Below are 18,784 nucleotides of genomic sequence, written 5' to 3' on the forward strand. Positions count from 1 at the left end.
TTTAAATCCCATCAATTTTAGTTCTTAATTTTTTTAATGCTGATGACATTCTTTTTTCTACTGCTTTTTGCGACAGTTCTAGCATTTCTGCAATTTCTCTGTATTTTTTACCATCAATTCTATTCATTAAAAAAACCTCACGTTCACCTTCAGTTAAATCTGCAATGGCATTTTTTAGTTTTACTTTAAACTCTTCTTCTTCTAATAAATATTCAGGAGTTTGGTTATCTACATCTAAATAAGGACTACTTTTTGCGTATTCAAATACCACCTTTTGGTGCTTTATTTTATTTAGAAAAAGATTGTTAATAACTGTAAACAAGTAAGACTTTGCTTTTAAAAAATCTATTTTTCTACAATTTTCCCATATTTTTATAAAAGCTTCTTGTGCTAAATCTAAAGAGGTATTTTTATCACCAGATTTGTAGTATGCAAAGTTACTAGCAGACTGTATATGAGTAGTATAAAACTCATTAAAATAAATTTCATCACAAAGAGATTTATTAGTCATAAAAGGGTTTTAAGTGATAAAAATAAAAAAATATAATTACAAAGGTAGGGTAAATATATGTTTAGTTGTTTTACTATTAGAAGGGTAAAAAAATAAACTCTTTCTAAATTAAAAGTAGGGTAAAATAAAACAAAGTTGTTTTATTTATAGAAACAAGAAACATTAACTTTAAAATTAATTAAAATGAAAACATTAAAATTTATTTCAGCAATTGCAATAACAGCAATATTAAGTTTTACTTCATGTCAATCAGAAGAAAGCACAGAAGTTGGTACAAATCCGAACGCAAATTCATCAACTTCAACAACTGCATCTAATTATGAGAGAGCAGCAATGAACGATGGTTCTGATGATGATTTTTTAGACGGAAATTCATGTACAGAATTACTTTTTCCTTTATCAGCAACTATAAATGGAAAACCGATAACATTAATAAGTAAGTTAGATTTTTCTACAGTTTTAAACATTATGGGAGAATTTAATGATGATAATGACACTGTTATTTTTGATTTTCCTATCAGTGTAAAAACAAGTAATTATACAGAAGTTGTTGTAAACAATCAAGCAGAGTTTAGTACTTTAAAACAACAATGTGAAACTGCAGAACAACAAGGTAAAGACGCTATTTCTTGTATAGACATTCAATTTCCTGTAACCATGTTAACATATAATGTTACTTTAGAACAAACAGGAAGTGTTGTTGTACAATCAGAAAAACAACTATATACTTTTATGACAGGTTTAGATGGTGATGAGTTATTTGCGGTAAATTATCCAATAAGTGCAACTTTAAGTAATGGAACATCAATTCAAATTAAAAGTGATGCAGAATTTCAAGATGCCATTTCTGAATGTGTACAATTTGAAGATGAAAAGGACGATGCTGCAAATACTGCTACAGAAGTAGAAGCTATTTTAAGCGGTACAAAATTTAAAGTAGAAACCTTTATAACTGGAGGCGTAAACAAAGCAAATGATTATGCAAATTGGTCTATAGAATTTACAAATGATTCAAAAATTGTAGCTAAAAACATCATAAATTCTGTTTTAGGAGAAATAGAAGGTACATACACAGTAAGCTCAGAAACAGACGCTTTTGTAAATATTAATTTTGCAAATAATACTGCAGTAAGTGCTTTAAAAAACGATTGGATTGTAAGTACTTATAGCAATACTTTAGTTACTTTAAAAAGTAAAACTGATGCTTCTGTAACATTAGCTTTTAAAAAGTTGTAATTAAATAAAACCGAAAAATCAGTAAATTAATATACTTAACAACTGCTTAAAACCAGTTGTTAAGTTTTAAAATTTTTAAAATGAAAAATATTTTTTCAAGCTTACTATTTGTTTTTGCAGTTCTTATTTCATGCACCTCAGAAACAGATGAGATGGTTACTAACAACCCAACAGATAATGTAAATACAGCATTAAACAGGCAAGCTACAGGTTCATCTGCAAATGATTTACTTTCTGATAGTAGCTTCAAAAAGATAATTGTAGAGGTTGGGTATATAGAAGGTTTTAAGCCATCAGAAACCGCTTTAAATAATTTTAAGAATTTTATAATTAATAGAGTGCATAAGTCACAAGGAGTTGAGTTTAAGACTAAAGAAATTGCACCAACAGGAAAAGAAGTTTATACTTTAGATGAAGTAGTAAATTTAGAAAAACAACACAGAACACAATACAATGTAGGCTCAACAATTTCAATTTGGGTATTGTTTATTGATGGCAAATCTTCTAACGATACCAATACTGGTGCAGTTTTAGGAAGTGCTTATTGGAATACGTCTTTTGTAATTTACGAAAAAACCATTCATAGTTTAAGTAATAGCCCTTTTGAACCCAATAGAAGTTTACTAGAAACTGCTGTTATTAACCACGAATTTGGTCATCTTTTGGGTTTAACAAACTTAGGAACCAATTTACAAAGTGATCATGAAGACACAGAACATCCAAAACATTGTAATGTAGAAAGTTGTTTAATGTTTTGGGCTGCAGAAACAAGCCAAGGAATAGGCAACATGCTTTCAGGTGGTCAAGCCCCAACATTAGACGCTCAATGCTTAGCAGATTTAAAAGCAAATGGAGGTAAATAAAAAGAACACTAAAAAATGAAAACAATATATATAACTATAGCTTTAATGATTGTAAGTACACTTTCATTAAACGCTCAAGACGCAAACACAAAAGCAACAGCAGGTATAAAAGGAGGATATAATATTTCTTCAGTAAGTTTTGATGGAAATTCTGAAACTGAAAAGTTGCATGGCTATCATATTGGTATTTATGGAGAATCTTATATCGGAAAATATTTTGCGATACAACCAGAAATTTTATACTCAAAACAAGGATATAAAATTATAGATAATAGTGGAACATATACCCAAAAATTAGACTATTTAAACATCCCTTTAATGTTAAAGTTATATCCTGTTAAAAGCTTCTTTTTAGAAGCTGGGCCACAAATAGGTTTTTCAATTTCTCATAAAGAAACCTTCGATTCAGGATTTATTTTGTATGATACATCAAAAGAATTCGAGCCGAGTAATTTTGACTGGGGAATAAATTTAGGTACAGGTTTTAAAAGCGATGCTGGCGTAAGTTTAGGAGTTAGATATCACATAGGACAAAGTGATATTTATAACGAAGACAAACCCAAAAATAGAGTTTGGCAAATTTATTTAGGATTCGAATTTTAATCATATTAAAACTAAAAGAGAAGTATTTTTTACTTCTCTTTTTTTATGAATGAATCTAATTCTTTAACACCACCAACCTCTAAAGTACCCAATTCTATCTCGCCAATTCTAACACGAATTAAACGCAAAGTTGGGAAACCAACAGCAGCTGTCATTTTACGAACTTGTCTAAATTTTCCTTCTTTTATAATGATGGAAACCCAGCTTGTTGGGCCATGTCTTTCGTCTCTTATTTTTTGACTTCTTAAAGGAAATTTAGGATCTTCAATTAAAAAAGCTTTGCCAGGTTTTGTGGTATATTTTTTACCATCAAAACCAATTTCTACGCCTGTTTTTAGTTTTTCTACAGCTTCTTGCGTTATAATTCCATCAACTTGAACATAATATTCTTTTTCGTATTTATTACTTCTAATTTCATGGGATACTTTTCCATCTGTCGTTAAAAAAAGTAAGCCTTCAGAGGCAACATCTAAACGTCCAATTGCCATAGTTCCTTCAGGAAAATCGTATAAATCTCCTAATAATTTCTTTTTTCTCTTTGCAGGATTTACAAATTGAGAAATCATTCCCCAAGGTTTATGAATTATAAAATGTTGGTGTTTTTTTAGCAAACTAAAGTATTTTTATTGAAACAGAAAAGGTGATAATTCCGTTTAAAACACTCATATTTTTTTCCGAATATTTTTGGTTTGTATAAGAATTATAATGTGTAATTGGCTCTATGCAAACCATATTATTAACCTCTGTCCAAAGCATAAAATTATGAAACCCTTTTGTGGAAATTTCTAAATCTTTTTTATCAATATTTTTTAAAGTGATTTTATCGGTTTCTAAAATAGGAAATGCATTAGAACCAGCAGTTAAAATATTGTCTAAAGTATATTCTTTGTCATTTGCAACAAAAGTTTCTTTACCAGTATCTGATAATAAAAAAGCAGGATGATAGCCTAACATAAAAGGCATTTCCTCTTGAGAAGTAATGGTAAATTCAATTTTTAAAACACCATTTTCTAGACTAAAACTTTTTTCAAAAGAAAAATCAAAAGGCCAAAAAAGGAATTCTTCAGACGATTTTGCTGGAAATTTACTATTCTTAATTTTGGTATTTTTTTCATATTTTTTGATGAAACTAGCCGTATTTTCATCCGAAGAAATTTCATCATAGCTCATTTCACGTAACAAACCATGTTGATCTTGAATGGCATCACCATTTTTGGTATGAATAATATAGTTGTTTTTATCAGTTGGGCCAATGACAGGAAACATTTCATCATCTGCTTTTCGCCAACCTTTATTGCCTTTTTGATGAATATATTCTTGGTTTTCTTTTTTAAAACTGATTAATTCTCCTTTCTCAATTTTTACTTTCGACTTTTTATCAGCAGAAATTAGTGTAATTTTATTCATTTTTTATGTGATTGTAATATTTTATCAAAAATATAAAGACATAGTCTATATATTATAAATCTTTATTTTTTTCGTACAAATTAGTAATATCTTCAATATCCTTTAAAGTATTGTTTCCTTCTTTATTTTCTAAAACCCAAGATTCAACCAAAATTAAACTTGTTGCATTACAAGCTTGCAAACCATAAGAATAAGGTCTTATTCCCAAAGTATGTGTAAAATTAATATCGAACAAACAATTATTTTTTAATCCTTTTTTATCTAGTATTTTATAAGTGGCATCAATAGCAATACCAGGTAACTTTAGGGTTGCTTTCTTGTTATTTATAGTTATATTATCATTATTTATAGCCAATTTTTCTGCCTCTTTAAGACTAGCAAATTTTGCTTTTGCATGCGTTATAGAACCGTTTTTAAGTAACGATTGAAATGGATAATCAGCTACTGTTATTTTTTTTTGACCACCACAATTTACAAACATTTTATAAGTTTTAATCTTTTCTTTTCCGTCTTTAGATGTTACAGATAAAACTGTTTCATTAGAGTTTGGAGCATTCTTGTCTATAGTAACTTTGCCTGTAATTAATTCTATACAATTAGCCTCATAAAGCGCTAAAAGTATATTTGCAGATTGTAAAGGTAAAGCTGCAATAACATTCATTAAAAAAGGCATTATTTTTTTATTTAATAATAAATAATCTTCTGCAGAAAGTAATTCTGAATGGTAATTTAATCCATACATTAAATCATCTAAAGTTTCCATCCAATTGATAGGTTTATTGTTTTCAACAGAATCTTTAGCTTTTGTCATTTCAGATTTCATCCCTTTAAAAGAATCTACATACTCATGTTTTGTTGCCATTAAACTTATAAAATCTAAAAAAGTAAAATTTTTATTTTCAAGTTTTTTAACAACATCTAATTTATTATCTTCTTTAAAGGCTTTTATTAACGCAGGTTTACAAAGTATTTCAAAAAATTCTTCTATATTTATAAAGCCATTTTTGTTGATTAATTTAAGAATTTGTTTCCTACTAAAATGACGATAAATTTCTCTAACAGGTTTTTTCTGTTCATATTGAAGATGAGGAAGCCAACCTTCTGCAGAATGTAAAAATATTTTAAATTTTGTAGCATTTTTATTTTTTATAAATTTTAAAATTCCTTTTTCTTTCACAAATTTTCCATGACGATGGGCAAGTGATGTTACAACATCAAAAGCACTTAAAGAAGCACCAAGAATGCCAATTGGGTAATTATAAAATTCATTTTTTTTAGGAAATAATTTATGGATGGGCCAAGGAGAAGCAAAATATCTTTTTTTCGGAATGTCTTTTTCTTTAAATTGATGACCATTGGCAATGACAACCGAAGAAAATTTTCTTTTTATTTGATGAACATCTGTAATTTCTACCTCATTTTTTTTTATAAATTTAATATCAATTACTTCGTAATTTTTAAATTCAATAATATTTATTCCATACGCTATTAAAGCAGCTAAAAGTTGTTTGTATTGTTCTTGAAAATAATATCCCAAGGCAATTCTGCTATACACTTTAGCATCACTAATTGGTAATTCTTTTACATTTAATTCCTCTAAAAATTCAGGTTTTTGCTTTCTTAACCAATTACCAAAAGTTTCTTGTAATTCAGGAATTTCATCAGAAGAAATATTTGCCAAATTATAAATATCTGTAGTTTCTGGATTATAAGGCATTCCCATACCAGAATTTTTTTCTTTTTCGAAAATGGTAATACTATTTATTTTTGAACCAATTTTATTTTTATGGGTTAATATATTCTTTAATAGATATATAGCTGTAGGTCCACTCCCAATAATTGCAAAATTATAAAGATTTTTCATTTTTTTCTTTCAAAAACAATTTGTTTATAAATGTACAAAATTGAAACTAAATTATTAGGAAAATTAACCTAGTTTTTTGTAACTTGTGCAACCGAATTTAATAGATTTTTAGACAAAAATATGGCAGTAAATAAAGAAAAAGAAGCAAAACTTAAAGCATTACAACTTACACTAGATAAGCTAGATAAAACGTATGGTAAAGGTTCTGTTATGAAGTTAGGAGATGTAGTTACTGAAGATATAGATGCAATTTCATCTGGTTCTTTAGGATTAGATTTAGCTTTAGGTGTTGGTGGTTATCCAAGAGGTAGAGTTATTGAAATTTATGGACCAGAATCTTCTGGTAAAACAACCTTAACTTTGCACGCAATTGCAGAAGCTCAAAAAGCTGGAGGAATTGCAGCATTTATTGATGCTGAACACGCATTCGATAAATTTTACGCACAAAATTTAGGAGTTGATATCGATAATTTAATTATTTCGCAACCAGATCATGGAGAACAAGCATTAGAAATTGCAGAAAACTTAATACGTTCTGGAGCAATTGATATTGTTGTAATTGATTCTGTTGCAGCATTAACACCAAAATCTGAAATTGAAGGTGAAATGGGAGATTCTAAAATGGGTCTTCATGCACGTTTAATGTCTCAAGCTTTGCGTAAATTAACAGGTACAATTTCTAAAACAAAATGTACAGTAATTTTCATTAACCAATTAAGAGAAAAAATTGGGGTAATGTTTGGAAATCCAGAAACTACAACTGGTGGAAATGCATTAAAGTTTTATGCTTCTGTACGTTTAGATATTAGAAGAAGAACGCAAATTAAAGATGGAGACAGAGTTATTGGAAACAGTACCAAAGTTAAAGTTGTAAAAAATAAAGTAGCACCACCTTTTCAAGTTGCAGAATTTGATATTATGTATGGAGAAGGAATCTCTAAAGTTGGAGAAATTTTAGATATTGGTGTAGAATTAGGAATTGTAAAGAAAAGTGGATCTTGGTTCAGTTATGGTGAAACCAAACTTGGGCAAGGTAGAGATTCTGTGAAAGCATTAATCAAAGACAACCACGAATTAGCAGAAGAACTTGAAGGTAAAATTAAATTTGCTATTGAAAACCAAGAATAAGTATTATTAAAAGTTCTAACTATTATTAAAACTGCTGTAGAAGTAATCAATCTATAGCAGTTTTTTTATTTTTAATGATGATTAAAATATCCCAAAACTTACAGCTAAAAATTATCACTAAAGAAGATTGTAAAAATCTTTTTACGTTGATGAAAGAAATTTATCCACTGGCTTATAGCCATTTTTGGAACGATGATGGAAATTGGTATGTAAATTCTCAATACTCAAAAGAGAATATTTTAAAAGAACTTTCTCAAGAAAATGCGGAATATTATTTTATACTTTTTAAGGATGAAATAATAGGTAATTTTAGGATTATTTGGGACGATAAACTATCTAATTTATCCGAAGAAAAACAACTAAAATTGCATCGAATTTACTTGCACCCAAAAACACAAGGCCAAGGAATAGGCAAACAATTAATGATTTGGTTAGAGGAAAAAGCCAAACAAAAAGACTACAAAATAATTTGGTTAGATGCTATGGATGAGAAGCAACAAGCATTTCAATTTTATAAAAAATTAAATTACAACTATCATTCTCACGTATTTTTACCTTTCAATTTAATGCATGATGAGGTTCGAAAAATGAGTCAACTTTATAAAATTATAAAGTAAATTATTATTTAAAAACATTTTTCTCTTTGGGAGTTAAAGGAGTTTTTAAACTCCTGTACTTCCAAAACCTCCAGAACCACGTTCAGTTTCAGATAAAATAGTAACTTCTTTCCAAGAAATACGCTCGTGTTTTGCAATAATTAATTGTGCAATTCTTTCACCATCATTGATAACAAAATCATCATTAGATAAATTGACTAAAATTACACCAATTTCTCCACGATAATCTGCATCTACAGTTCCAGGAGCGTTTAAAACAGTAATTCCGTTTTTGGCAGCCAAACCACTTCTTGGTCTTACTTGCGCTTCAAAACCAATTGGTAAAGCTATAAATAAACCTGTTTTTACGATGGTTCTTTCCAAAGGTTTTAAAGTGATGCTCTCCTCGATATTTGCTCTTAAATCCATTCCTGCAGCTCCTTCTGTTTCGTAATTAGGAGTTGCGTGTTTTGATTTGTTGATGATTTGTACGTTCATTATTATATGTTGTATAAAAATTTAATTACTTCTAAAAATTCTGTTTTCCAAAAAGACTCTGTATGTTTTCCTTCAGCAACGATTTTAGTTTTAATGTTTTCTGCTGGAAAACCTAAATCTACCAATAATTTTGCCATATTTTCAGTGTCAGGAACCATAGAATCTCCTTCTTTTTCACCTACTAAAAAGTAAATTTTTGTGTTTTGCTGATTGCCATTTTCTCTTGCAAAATCATTTATTTTATCAGAAGAAAACCAAAAAGAAGTTGACAATGCTCCAATTTTACCAAATACTTCAGGATATTTTAAACCACCATAAAACGAAATTAAACCTCCTAAAGAACTTCCAATAAGAGCCGTATTTTCAGGAGTTGTTAGTGTTTTGTAGTTTTTATCTATGTAAGGTTTCAATTCATTTGCCAAAAAATCGATATAAATATCACCTTTTCCTCCACCATATTTTTCGTTTTTATAAGGTGTATATTCTTCAATTCTTTTTTCGCCACCATTTTCTACGGCTACAACAATAAAACCTTTTCCTGTTTTTTCGTAAAGTGCGTTTAAAGTGCCATCAACATCCCATTCACCCACAAAAGAGGTTGCATCATCAAATAAATTTTGAGCATCATGCATGTAAATTACAGGATATTTTTCGTCTGAATTTTCATAATTTGGTGGTAAATACAACCAAACTTTATGTGAAATATCATTCAAGTTTTCAATTACAAATTCTTTCTTTAAGATTGAAACGTTCGCGGATTTTGTAGAAACTTTTTGTTCGGTTTTTGGGGGTAAATCTTCTTGTTTTTCAATCTTCTTCTTACAAGAAATCATCAAAATTAAAAAAGAGAACATAAGAATATTGGTTATTTTCATAAGATAAGATTGATTTGCAACAAATATAATAAATCAGCCAAGTTTTCATCAAAAGATAATAGTTTTCTTACTTTTGAGGTCAAAATAGAAAGAACATGAATAAACATCAAAAAATTGCCGTTTTTGGAGGTGGAAGTTGGGCAACTGCGATTGTTAAAATGCTGATTGAGAACTTAGAAACTGTAGGTTGGTATATGCGAAATGAGCAAACTATTGCCCATATTAAAGAAAATGATCACAATCCAAAATATTTAAGATCTGCAGAATTAGACGCAAATCGTTTAGATTTATCTAGTGATATTAATTACATGGTTGCTAAATATGATGTGTTAATATTTGCAATTCCATCCGCTTTTTTAACAGGCGAATTATCAAAATTAAAAGAATCTTTAGAAAGTAAAACTATTTTTTCTGCAATAAAAGGGATTGTGCCTGAAACTGGTTTAATTGTTGGCGAACATTTTAACAGAGAATACAATATTCCTTTAACGAATATTGGTGTAATTACAGGACCTTGTCATGCAGAAGAGGTTGCAATGGAGCGTTTATCTTACTTAACAATTGCTTGCCAAGATGAAGATATTGCCAAAAAAATGGCAGAAGCTTTGCAAAGTTGGTACATCAATGTAAAAACTACAGACGATATTATTGGAACAGAATATGCAGCAGTTTTAAAGAATATTTATGCTGTTGCTGCTGGAATTGCTCATGGGTTGGGTTATGGAGATAATTTTCAATCTGTGTTAATGAGCAACGCAATTCGCGAAATGAAACGTTTTATTAAAAAAGTACATAAAATGAAACGAAACATTAACAATTCTGCTTATTTGGGCGATTTGTTAGTTACAGGATATTCTACTTTTAGTAGAAACAGAATGTTTGGGAATATGATTGGAAAAGGCTACACAGTAAAATCTGCACAACATGAAATGAGCATGATTGCAGAAGGCTATTATGCCACTAAAAGTGCTTATAAAATTAAAGAAGAAAAAGGAGCAAAAACGCCAATTATTGATGCTGTTTATAATATTCTGTATGATGATAAAGACCCTAAAAAAGAATTTAAAAAGTTAACTAATAAATTAGATTAGATTGTGATTTTTTATAATTATATGAAGTTGAGGAGCAAAAAAATCCCAAAGGGATGAAATATTAATAACAAAGTTTTATAAAATTGAATCAAGACTCATATAGGCGAAATATAGGTATTAAAGGAACTCTTTTATTTTTTTCTCTGTTAATCTTTGTGAGTCTCCGTGTAAAATTTTCTAACTCTTATTTTTTCAAAAGTTAGTTGATTGTGTTAAATTGTTTATTTTTGAACAATTATTTGTAATTTTAAACTTTATCAATGAAAACCATACAAGAAGTTGTAGAAAGTACCATTAGAAAAACACCTTTTATAGAAGAAGCTTTAAACGAAAAATTGATTAATGTTTCTTCTTTAGCACGAATTATTTTACCAGAAGTTTCTGCAAGTTTAAAGAAAGATGTAAAAGTTGGTGCAGTAATGATGGCTATAAACAGACTTTCGCCTGCAAGCGAACTGCGCATCAGAAAAAACATAAAACGTTTGGCATTAGATTTAGGAAACGTAATTGTACGTTCTGATTTATGCGATTTTACGTTTAAAAATACAACTTCTTTACTAAAAGAAGTGGCTAAAATATTAAACAAATCTTCTGAAAGTCAGGATTACTTTTTAACGGTTTCTCAAGGAATTTTTGAAACGAATATTGTTACTAGTAAGAATTTGAGACCTTTTGTGGAAGAAATATTCGAGAACGAAACACTAACACATAATATGTTAGATTTGGCTTCTATCACCATAAAATTACCAAAAGAGAATTTAGAACAATCTGGAATTTATTACTTTATTTTAAAGCAATTAGCTTGGGCAGATATTCCTTTGCAAGAAATTATTTCTACAACAAACGAAATGACAATTGTTGTAAAAGAAGCAGACATCAACCAAACATTTGCCATTTTAATGGATATGAAATTGAGTTAATTAATGGCGAAACAAGATCCTTATGCAGCATTAAGAATAAAGGAATTCAACATTTTTTTATTCGTACGTTTTTTACTCGTTTTTGGTTGGTCTATGCAATTTATTGTTATTGAATGGCAAGTATATTCCATTACAAAAGATCCACTTTCTTTAGGTATTATTGGTTTGATGGAAATAATTCCTGCATTTTCTATGGCTTTATTTGCTGGCCATATTGTAGATCAAAGAGAAAAGAGAAATTTATTAGCCTTGTGTACAGGTGCTTTTTCGTTGATAAGTTTAGGTTTATTTTTCTTAACAACAGATACAGTTATCAACAGTTGGTCAACAAATGCTGTTTTATATTCCATTTATGGTTTGGTTTTTTTCGGTGGATTTTTACGCTCGTTTTTCGGACCCACAATTTTTTCTTTAGTAGCGTTATTGGTGCCAAAAAAAATATATCATAATGCTGCAACTTGGAGTACAAGTACCTGGAAAACTGCTTCTGTTTCTGGAGCACTTTTTGGTGGTTTTTTTATTGGTTGGTTAGGTGTTGATACAACACTTTCTATCGTTTTTGTACTCGTTCTTTTATCATTTATAACACTATTTCAAATCAAGAAAAAACCAATTTTAAACAAAAAAATAGGGGAACCAGTTGCAGAAAGTTTAAAAGCGGGTGTAAAATTCGTTTTTCAAAATAAAGCAATTTTAGGAACTTTAACTTTAGATATGATTGCTGTTCTTTTTGGTGGAACAGTGGCAATTTTATCAGTATTTGCACAAGATATCCTAAAAGTTGGGCCAGAAGGTTTTGGACTTTTAAACGCATCAATTTCTATGGGAAGTATTGTTACGATGTTATTAACAACGTACATTCCTATCAACCAAAATACGGGTAGAAAAATGTTGATTTCTGTCTTTATTTTTGGATTGAGTATTATCGCTTTTGGTTTGTCATCTATCTTTTGGGTAAGTTTGTTAGCATTGTTTATAAGTGGAGCAGCAGATGGAATTTCGATGGTAATTCGTCAAACAATTTTGCAAATAAAAACACCAGATGATATGAGAGGTAGAGTTTCTTCTGTAAACTCTATGTTTGTAGGTTCATCTAACGAATTAGGTGCTTTTGAGAGTGGTTTAGCAGCAAAAATTTTAGGCCCAGTTGCAGCTGTAGTTTTTGGTGGAACTATGACTTTAATTACAGTTGTTACTACTGGAATTGTAAGTCCAACAATTAGAAACTTAGATTTAACTGAAGATATTTTAGAGAACGAAAAGGAAGAATAAAAATTAAAAAAAAATCGTGAGTTTAAAGCAGTTATTATCTACAATAAACTCACGATTTATACTTCTGTATAATTATTGGATTTCTATTCAGGAATCGTTCTAAAATTTCCTAATAATAACGTCCAATCATAATCTTTAAACTCTAAATCTTTTGGCTTTTCTGGAGTAATTTTATAATCCATTAAAATTTGTCTGGCACCACAAAGTCCACCAAAATCTGCTCTAAACCAAGAAAATAATACTACAGATGTTGCAGTTTTGGTTTCAGCATTATACGTTGTTTGTTCTTTTAAATATTCGGTTGCCATAAAATCGAGTTCTTTATCTAAATTTTCTGCAGAAAACAAGGCGACTGGAGGACAACTTTTTGCACCACAATTCAATGCAAAATGAATTCTCCATTCTAAATCGCCATCAATACGTAATTTACGTTCCCATTTTGGTCTGAAATATTTACGCAAGTAACCCCAGCTAATTTTTACACGAGATTTACGCATAATATCGTGTTCAATATCATCAAAAGATAAGGTTTCACCAGCTATTTTTACTCTCTCTTTTTTAAAGAAAGCACCTCTATCTTTATATTCTTTTGGGTTTTCAGTTAACGAAATTTGAATAAATGAGTTGTAAATATTCAACCAAAAAGCTAGTTTTTTAGTATCTGTATTTAATTCTGATACCAAATCTTCTAATGTACTCTCTGCTAAAAGATTTACTTGTTTTTCGTAAGGTTTTTTAGCCATAATATTATGAAGTAAATCTTGAGCAACTTCACTATAATTTACATTATTTTGTGCATTGATTTGAAATGCAGATAAAAAAAATACTACTAATAAAAACTGTTTCATATAATTTTACGTAAGTTTAAGTATGATGTTAAGTATAATTATTCCTGTTTATAATGAGCAAGAAAACCTTACAAAAAGGTTGTCGTTTTTATCTGAACAAGCTAACAAATTTCCTATAGAAATTATTGTTTCTAATTCGCCAGAATCTACAGACGATAGTAATTTAATTTGTGAACATTATAGTAAAGTTACCTATTTTATAGCCAATAAAAAAGGAAGAGCATCTCAAATGAATTTTGGAGCATCAAAAGCAAAAGGCGCTATTTTTTTATTTTTACATGCAGATGTAATTTTACCAAACGACTTTTATCAACAAATAATAGTTGCCATAAAAAAAGGCAATAAAGCAGGTTTTTTTGCTTATAAATTTGATAAAAAATCTACACTTTTAAATTTTAATAGCAAGTTTACTACCAAAGATGGTTTATTTTCTGGAGGTGGAGATCAGTGTCAGTTTTTTACAAAAGAGACTTTTAGTACACTTAAAGGTTTTAATGAAGAGTTTTGTATTATGGAAGATTTTGAAATGATAGACAAAGTTAGAAAGCAAAAAATTCCTTTTAAAATTATACAATCTAAAGCCATTGTAAGTGCAAGAAAATACGATAAAAACTCTTGGATAAAAGTAAATTTAATTAATGGATATGTCTTTTTACAGTATAAATTTGGTGTGCACCCAAAAAAGTTGAGAAAAACTTACAAATCGCTTTTAAGAGAGTGTGTATAAAAAAAGCTGTCTAAAAAATAAATTTATTGTCAACCTGAAACAAGTTCAGCATGACAAGGTTTAATATTTTTTAGACAGCCTAGTTTTGTGTTTTATAATTATTTTAAAGAAGTAATAATTTTAACCGTAATTTTTTTACCAGTTTCTTCTCCTTCTTCATCTAAATCCTCTATTTCTTGATTTTTCCAAGTAAGTGTAAATTTCTTACCGATAAAAGTATCATCATATAAGTCTATTTCAATTTCATCATCAATATCGTAAAACAAATGTTCTTTATTTTTATCGTCTACAAATTTAAATAAATCGTCTTCTGTGATACCTTTAAAAGTAGCTACTAATTTATTTTCTTGAAATATTACTTTTTTAGCCGAAAAAGAAATGGCAATTAACAGCACTAAAGCTGCACTATATATTGTTTTCATAATTTATTATTTTAGATTGTTATTAAAATTCTGTTTAAGTTTCTTTTTCCCAAAAAGAAACTATGTTACTGAAGTTGAATTACAATATGCTCATAAGCCAAAAATTAATAAATTAAGCAGTTCAAATGTACATTATTTTTCAATTGATAATACAAATCAATTTAAATTTTCGTTTTAAAAAGTGTTAAATTTTATATTTTTTAATATTGGTAATAAATATTTGGTAATTAGTTAATTAAAATTTTAATCACTAAAAAAAACTACTCAAAAGTGGTTGCTGTTTTTAGTTTTTCTTCTAGTTCTTTTTGATGTTTTTCAACAGTTTTATCATCCCAAGAAAAATATTTTTGAAATTCGCTAAAAACTAGTTTTTTATAGACTTTTACGCTGTTTGCATCAAAAAATAAACGACCTGTTCTTCGCATAAAAAAGTCTGTTGGTGTGCAAGCCATTTCATGATGTATTGTAAACCAAACTTCTGCAATGATCATTTTTTCCTGCATATTATCGTGCATTAAATCATCAAATTTTTGCAAGATGATGTCCGTTTGTTTTCCATAATTATGCACTAAATATTCAGCATCTTTTTCATCAAAATCTACTTCTGCAATTCTATTGTGAATGGCATCTATATAACTTCTTACTTCAGATGAATTTTTGAATGTTCCACCAGAAAGTACAATTTCTTTGGTTTTTATTTCATCAAATTCTTTGTCAAATCTGCGTTCGTATTTTTTACCAACTAAATCTACAATGCGTTCTGCCATTTTTCTGTAGCCAGTTAATTTACCACCAGCAATAGAAATTAGCTCAGTATCAGAAACAAAAATCTCATCTTTTCTAGATAATTCTGATGCCGATTTTCCTTCTTCATGAATTAAAGGACGCAAACCAGCCCAAGAACTTTGCACATCATCTAAAGAAATATTAATGTCTGGAAACATGTTATTAACTGCTGATATTAAATAGGTTGCATCCACTAAATTAGTTTCTACATGATCTTTATCTTTTTGATAATTGGTGTCTGTTGTTCCAAAATAGGTAACTCGTCCACGAGGAATTGCAAACATCATTCTTCCATCTGGCACATCAAAATAAACAGATTGTTTTATGGGCAATTTTTCGTGAGCAACTACTAAATGAACTCCTTTTGTTAAATGCAAACGCTTCCCAATTTTTGAATGGTTTATTTGACGCAATTCGTCTACCCAAGGTCCTGCAGCATTTACTACATATTTAGCTTTTATGGCAAATTTATCACCAGAAATAGTATCTTTTACTTTGGCACCAACAACTCTATCTTCTTTATAAATAAACTCTGTAGCTTCTGTATAACTAAGAATTTTTGCACCATAATCTAAGGCTGTTTTTAAGACTTCAATTGTTAAACGAGCATCATCTGTTCTATATTCTGCGTAATAACCAGCGCCATTTAAAATAGCTTCTGGCAACAAAGGTTCTTGTTCTAAAGCTTCCTCTTTATCTAGCATTTTACGTTTGTCTTCACCTTCTACAGATGCTAAAATATCGTACACTTTTAAGCCAATTGAGGTTAACCAAGAACCATAAGTTCCACCTTCAATTAAAGGTAAAATCATTTTTTCTGGAATTACCAAATGTGGTGCTAACTTATGCACAATTGCTCTTTCAGTTCCTACTTCTTTTACCAACCAAAAATCGAATTGTTTCAAGTAACGTAAACCTCCATGAATTAACTTTGTGGATTTACTTGACGTTCCTGAGGCAAAATCGTTTTTTTCAATCAAAGCAACTTTCATGCCTCTAGAAGCTGCGTCTAAAGCGATTCCTGCACCAGTAATTCCACCACCAATAATTAGTAAATCAAATTCGGTAGTTTGTAAATCTGTGGCTATTTTTTGCCTGTTGAAGTATGAAAATTTGTTCATTGTAAATTTTATTTTTATGAAAGATTCCCTAAAATGGAATTGATACTAAATTACAAAAAAGTAAACGTCAAAAATTATATTTTATTAAATTTTTCCCTAAAATTACTTTTAAATTTTATTTGTACTTCATTTTCTTTACTTTTATAAAAAAAAAGAAATGGCATTTTTAGACTTATATTCTATTGGTAAACATAAACAAGAAATCGGACATTTTGCAAATATTGTAAAGATTGCAAAAGCAGATGGTACTATTAGTGATGGTGAAAGAGCTTTATTGGCGAAAGCAGGAGAAAGGTTAAATATTACATTAGAGGAATTTACGATTATTTTTAACAATCCAGAAAAATTTCCAACAAACTCACCTATTAGTTATGATGAACGAATAGAACGTTTATTTCGTTTGTCAAAAATGGTTTTGGCAAGTGGAGAAGCAAAATTGATAGAAATTAATTTATTGCAAAAAATAGCAATTCGTTTAAACTTTAAATCAGATAACACAGAAAAAATTTGTAAAAAAGCAATAGATTTGGTTTTAAATAATAGCGATTTAGATAACTTTATTACTGAAATTAAGAAATTAGATCAGGAGTAATTTTGTTCAAAATTTTAAACTAGTTAATTTTTACTAAATTTTAAATATTTTATTGAAACCGATTCACAATATTGATAAGTGGTTTTCTTGGATGGACGAACTCGCTGAGCAAAACTATGTAGTTATTGATGATTTTATAGATAACAATCTTTACAAAGAAATTAAAAATTTTCTTTTTGATAAAATAGATGTTTTTGACCAAGCAGGAATTGGTGCGTTGAATCAAAACACCATAAAAAAAACAATTCGTGGTGATAAAACCTATTGGCTAAATAAAGAAAGAGATCAAGAACTTCATGTTTTTTGGGATTTATTGGCCGAAACAAAAAGCACGCTAAATAGATATTGTTATTTAAGTTTATCTGGAGACGAATTTCATCTAGCTCATTATCCTTCTGGAGGATATTATGCAAGACATTTAGATCAATTTGATGGACGAAATAACAGAATGATTTCTATGATTATTTACCTCAATGAAAATTGGGAACCAGGAGATGGTGGTCAATTAGAAATTTTGGATAAAAACAGAGAATTACAATTAGTAGATCCTATTGCAAAACGTTGTGTTTTATTTAAAAGTGATAAAGTACCTCATGCTGTTTTAAAATCATTTAAAGATAGATATAGCCTAACAGGTTGGTTATTGTATCAACCAACAAATTTGGCTCCTATATTGGGTTAAAATAGATTTTTTTGTGTTTACAGTTTAAGCTGTTTTTCCAAGTGATAAAACAAACTAAAAATTATAATTATTCTAAAATATGGGTTGGTAAACCATCAATACTTTGTTGATTTTTATCAGTCCAATATTTTTTGATGCCTTCTTTTCCTTGCTTTTCAGCCCAATTATTTAAATCGTTTCTTTCGCCTTTAAATTCAAAATAGGGAATAGACATTCCACAAGAAGTTTGTGCAGAATCGATAGTAATATCAAAAATTTGACGCGTTCCTGGTGTTGCTGGAAATAGCGAAATTAGTTCGTTCCAAGATTCATCTCCTTCTTTAATTTCTTTTCCTTTTCCATATAAACGTAAAATATTTGGCACTTTTTCAAAAGAACAAAACATAATTGTAATGCGTTCATTTTCTAGCAAATGTGCAGCAGTTTCATTGCCACTTCCTGTAACATTTAACCATAAAACTCGGTTTTCAGAAAGCACTCTAAAAGAATCCATGCCTTTTGGCGATAAATTTATTCTTCCAGAATTTGGAGCAGTAGCTACAAAGAATATCTTTTGTGCATCTATAAATTTATGAAGTTTTGAAGTGATTTTTGTGTAAAATTTTGACATATAATGAACGCTTAAATTGAGATTTTAAAGATACAAGGAACCTGAGTAAGTACAAAACCATTATAAAGTTTATGCGTTAAAAAAAAATAATTTACATTTATGGTTTTTCACAAAGTTGAGAGTTCCTTCCCT

Annotated in this window: 21 protein-coding genes; 11 read left to right on the forward strand and 10 right to left on the reverse strand. The window is 29.1% G+C overall.

The annotated features are described in order from the left end of the window. Position 1 precedes the first annotated feature (1 nt). The gene (locus LPB03_RS10800; RefSeq protein WP_065319622.1) at positions 2-511 is read right to left on the reverse strand and encodes an RNA polymerase sigma factor; all 510 of its coding nucleotides are present in this window, start codon (positions 509-511) and stop codon (positions 2-4) included. Positions 512-694: 183 nt separating this feature from the next. Here LPB03_RS10800 and LPB03_RS10805 point away from each other — a divergent pair, with 183 nt between their 5' ends. The 3 genes from LPB03_RS10805 to LPB03_RS10815 all read left to right on the forward strand — a co-directional run bounded on the left by LPB03_RS10805 (position 695) and on the right by LPB03_RS10815 (position 3,213). Then, positions 695-1,747: a hypothetical protein gene (locus LPB03_RS10805; protein ID WP_065319623.1), complete on the forward strand. Its 1,053-nt coding sequence runs from the start codon at positions 695-697 to the stop codon at positions 1,745-1,747. Between the two features lie 80 nt (positions 1,748-1,827). Then, the gene (locus LPB03_RS10810) at positions 1,828-2,610 is read left to right on the forward strand and encodes a membrane metalloprotease (RefSeq protein ID WP_065319624.1); all 783 of its coding nucleotides are present in this window, start codon (positions 1,828-1,830) and stop codon (positions 2,608-2,610) included. Positions 2,611-2,625: 15 nt separating this feature from the next. Next, positions 2,626-3,213, forward strand: a complete 588-nt coding sequence (locus LPB03_RS10815; protein ID WP_065319625.1) for a porin family protein — start codon at positions 2,626-2,628, stop codon at positions 3,211-3,213. Positions 3,214-3,242: 29 nt separating this feature from the next. Here LPB03_RS10815 and LPB03_RS10820 read toward each other — a convergent pair whose 3' ends face one another. Genes LPB03_RS10820 through LPB03_RS10830 form a run of 3 tightly spaced genes read right to left on the reverse strand, consistent with a single transcriptional unit; the run spans position 3,243 to position 6,484 of the window. Then, positions 3,243-3,824, reverse strand: a complete 582-nt coding sequence (locus tag LPB03_RS10820) for a pseudouridine synthase (RefSeq protein WP_262502074.1) — start codon at positions 3,822-3,824, stop codon at positions 3,243-3,245. A gap of 1 nt (position 3,825) precedes the next feature. Beyond that, positions 3,826-4,620: an aldose 1-epimerase gene (locus LPB03_RS10825; RefSeq protein ID WP_065319626.1), complete on the reverse strand. Its 795-nt coding sequence runs from the start codon at positions 4,618-4,620 to the stop codon at positions 3,826-3,828. A gap of 52 nt (positions 4,621-4,672) precedes the next feature. Further along, positions 4,673-6,484, reverse strand: coding sequence for an FAD/NAD(P)-binding protein (locus tag LPB03_RS10830; protein ID WP_065319627.1), 1,812 nt, complete (start codon positions 6,482-6,484; stop codon positions 4,673-4,675). Between the two features lie 120 nt (positions 6,485-6,604). Between LPB03_RS10830 and recA the strand changes: the two genes are divergently transcribed. Further along, on the forward strand, positions 6,605-7,612 hold the full coding sequence (gene recA / locus LPB03_RS10835) for a recombinase RecA (RefSeq protein WP_065319628.1): 1,008 nt from the start codon (positions 6,605-6,607) through the stop codon (positions 7,610-7,612). Positions 7,613-7,689: 77 nt separating this feature from the next. Next, entirely contained in the window at positions 7,690-8,229 is a 540-nt protein-coding gene (locus LPB03_RS10840; protein WP_065319629.1) for a GNAT family N-acetyltransferase, read from the forward strand. A gap of 45 nt (positions 8,230-8,274) precedes the next feature. Here LPB03_RS10840 and dut read toward each other — a convergent pair whose 3' ends face one another. Continuing rightward, a complete protein-coding gene (gene dut / locus LPB03_RS10845; RefSeq protein WP_065319630.1) occupies positions 8,275-8,706 on the reverse strand; it encodes a dUTP diphosphatase in 432 nt (143 codons plus the stop codon). Positions 8,707-8,708: 2 nt separating this feature from the next. Further along, a complete protein-coding gene (locus LPB03_RS10850) occupies positions 8,709-9,560 on the reverse strand; it encodes an alpha/beta hydrolase (protein WP_231953092.1) in 852 nt (283 codons plus the stop codon). 116 nt (positions 9,561-9,676) lie between these two features. Here LPB03_RS10850 and LPB03_RS10855 point away from each other — a divergent pair, with 116 nt between their 5' ends. The 3 genes from LPB03_RS10855 (at position 9,677) to LPB03_RS10865 (ending at position 12,864) form a co-directional block, all read left to right on the forward strand. Then, the gene (locus LPB03_RS10855) at positions 9,677-10,672 is read left to right on the forward strand and encodes an NAD(P)H-dependent glycerol-3-phosphate dehydrogenase (RefSeq protein ID WP_065319632.1); all 996 of its coding nucleotides are present in this window, start codon (positions 9,677-9,679) and stop codon (positions 10,670-10,672) included. Between the two features lie 260 nt (positions 10,673-10,932). Continuing rightward, positions 10,933-11,592, forward strand: a complete 660-nt coding sequence (locus LPB03_RS10860; RefSeq protein WP_065319633.1) for a hypothetical protein — start codon at positions 10,933-10,935, stop codon at positions 11,590-11,592. 3 nt (positions 11,593-11,595) lie between these two features. Next, a complete protein-coding gene (locus LPB03_RS10865) occupies positions 11,596-12,864 on the forward strand; it encodes an MFS transporter (RefSeq protein ID WP_065319634.1) in 1,269 nt (422 codons plus the stop codon). A gap of 83 nt (positions 12,865-12,947) precedes the next feature. On the opposite strand, the gene LPB03_RS10870 is transcribed toward LPB03_RS10865, so the two are convergent. Continuing rightward, on the reverse strand, positions 12,948-13,712 hold the full coding sequence (locus tag LPB03_RS10870; RefSeq protein WP_065319635.1) for a DUF547 domain-containing protein: 765 nt from the start codon (positions 13,710-13,712) through the stop codon (positions 12,948-12,950). Between the two features lie 22 nt (positions 13,713-13,734). Here LPB03_RS10870 and LPB03_RS10875 point away from each other — a divergent pair, with 22 nt between their 5' ends. Beyond that, positions 13,735-14,439, forward strand: a complete 705-nt coding sequence (locus tag LPB03_RS10875) for a TIGR04283 family arsenosugar biosynthesis glycosyltransferase (protein WP_065319636.1) — start codon at positions 13,735-13,737, stop codon at positions 14,437-14,439. A 98-nt stretch (positions 14,440-14,537) separates the two neighbouring features. Here LPB03_RS10875 and LPB03_RS10880 read toward each other — a convergent pair whose 3' ends face one another. Both LPB03_RS10880 and LPB03_RS10885 read right to left on the reverse strand, forming a co-directional pair. Then, positions 14,538-14,861, reverse strand: coding sequence for a hypothetical protein (locus tag LPB03_RS10880; protein WP_065319637.1), 324 nt, complete (start codon positions 14,859-14,861; stop codon positions 14,538-14,540). Positions 14,862-15,121: 260 nt separating this feature from the next. Continuing rightward, entirely contained in the window at positions 15,122-16,768 is a 1,647-nt protein-coding gene (locus LPB03_RS10885; RefSeq protein WP_065319638.1) for a glycerol-3-phosphate dehydrogenase/oxidase, read from the reverse strand. Between the two features lie 157 nt (positions 16,769-16,925). On the opposite strand from LPB03_RS10885, the gene LPB03_RS10890 reads away from it, so the two are divergent. After that, positions 16,926-17,360 carry a hypothetical protein gene (locus LPB03_RS10890; RefSeq protein ID WP_065319639.1) on the forward strand — a complete coding sequence of 145 codons (435 nt, stop codon included), beginning with the start codon at positions 16,926-16,928 and terminating at the stop codon, positions 17,358-17,360. Positions 17,361-17,412: 52 nt separating this feature from the next. After that, entirely contained in the window at positions 17,413-18,042 is a 630-nt protein-coding gene (locus LPB03_RS10895; protein WP_231953093.1) for a 2OG-Fe(II) oxygenase, read from the forward strand. A gap of 67 nt (positions 18,043-18,109) precedes the next feature. Here the strand turns inward: LPB03_RS10895 and LPB03_RS10900 are convergent, their stop codons facing one another. After that, entirely contained in the window at positions 18,110-18,652 is a 543-nt protein-coding gene (locus tag LPB03_RS10900; protein ID WP_065319640.1) for a pyridoxamine 5'-phosphate oxidase family protein, read from the reverse strand. Positions 18,653-18,784 lie beyond the last annotated feature (132 nt).

Origin of the sequence: Polaribacter vadi (genome assembly GCF_001761365.1) — a bacterium.
GTDB lineage: Bacteria > Bacteroidota > Bacteroidia > Flavobacteriales > Flavobacteriaceae > Polaribacter > Polaribacter vadi.

Bases quoted from the DNA above. Each gene is read 5' to 3' on its own strand.
- LPB03_RS10840 (WP_065319629.1), top strand. From the start codon at position 7,690: ATGATTAAAATATCCCAAAACTTACAGCTAAAAATTATCACTAAAGAA.
- LPB03_RS10825 (WP_065319626.1), bottom strand. From the start codon at position 4,620: ATGAATAAAATTACACTAATTTCTGCTGATAAAAAGTCGAAAGTAAAA.
- recA (WP_065319628.1), top strand. From the start codon at position 6,605: ATGGCAGTAAATAAAGAAAAAGAAGCAAAACTTAAAGCATTACAACTT.
- LPB03_RS10815 (WP_065319625.1), top strand. From the start codon at position 2,626: ATGAAAACAATATATATAACTATAGCTTTAATGATTGTAAGTACACTT.
- LPB03_RS10865 (WP_065319634.1), top strand. From the start codon at position 11,596: ATGGCGAAACAAGATCCTTATGCAGCATTAAGAATAAAGGAATTCAAC.
- LPB03_RS10855 (WP_065319632.1), top strand. From the start codon at position 9,677: ATGAATAAACATCAAAAAATTGCCGTTTTTGGAGGTGGAAGTTGGGCA.
- LPB03_RS10870 (WP_065319635.1), bottom strand. From the start codon at position 13,712: ATGAAACAGTTTTTATTAGTAGTATTTTTTTTATCTGCATTTCAAATC.
- LPB03_RS10875 (WP_065319636.1), top strand. From the start codon at position 13,735: ATGATGTTAAGTATAATTATTCCTGTTTATAATGAGCAAGAAAACCTT.
- LPB03_RS10810 (WP_065319624.1), top strand. From the start codon at position 1,828: ATGAAAAATATTTTTTCAAGCTTACTATTTGTTTTTGCAGTTCTTATT.
- LPB03_RS10800 (WP_065319622.1), bottom strand. From the start codon at position 511: ATGACTAATAAATCTCTTTGTGATGAAATTTATTTTAATGAGTTTTAT.
- LPB03_RS10885 (WP_065319638.1), bottom strand. From the start codon at position 16,768: ATGAACAAATTTTCATACTTCAACAGGCAAAAAATAGCCACAGATTTA.
- LPB03_RS10880 (WP_065319637.1), bottom strand. From the start codon at position 14,861: ATGAAAACAATATATAGTGCAGCTTTAGTGCTGTTAATTGCCATTTCT.
- LPB03_RS10830 (WP_065319627.1), bottom strand. From the start codon at position 6,484: ATGAAAAATCTTTATAATTTTGCAATTATTGGGAGTGGACCTACAGCT.
- LPB03_RS10805 (WP_065319623.1), top strand. From the start codon at position 695: ATGAAAACATTAAAATTTATTTCAGCAATTGCAATAACAGCAATATTA.
- dut (WP_065319630.1), bottom strand. From the start codon at position 8,706: ATGAACGTACAAATCATCAACAAATCAAAACACGCAACTCCTAATTAC.
- LPB03_RS10860 (WP_065319633.1), top strand. From the start codon at position 10,933: ATGAAAACCATACAAGAAGTTGTAGAAAGTACCATTAGAAAAACACCT.
- LPB03_RS10900 (WP_065319640.1), bottom strand. From the start codon at position 18,652: ATGTCAAAATTTTACACAAAAATCACTTCAAAACTTCATAAATTTATA.
- LPB03_RS10890 (WP_065319639.1), top strand. From the start codon at position 16,926: ATGGCATTTTTAGACTTATATTCTATTGGTAAACATAAACAAGAAATC.
- LPB03_RS10850 (WP_231953092.1), bottom strand. From the start codon at position 9,560: ATGTTCTCTTTTTTAATTTTGATGATTTCTTGTAAGAAGAAGATTGAA.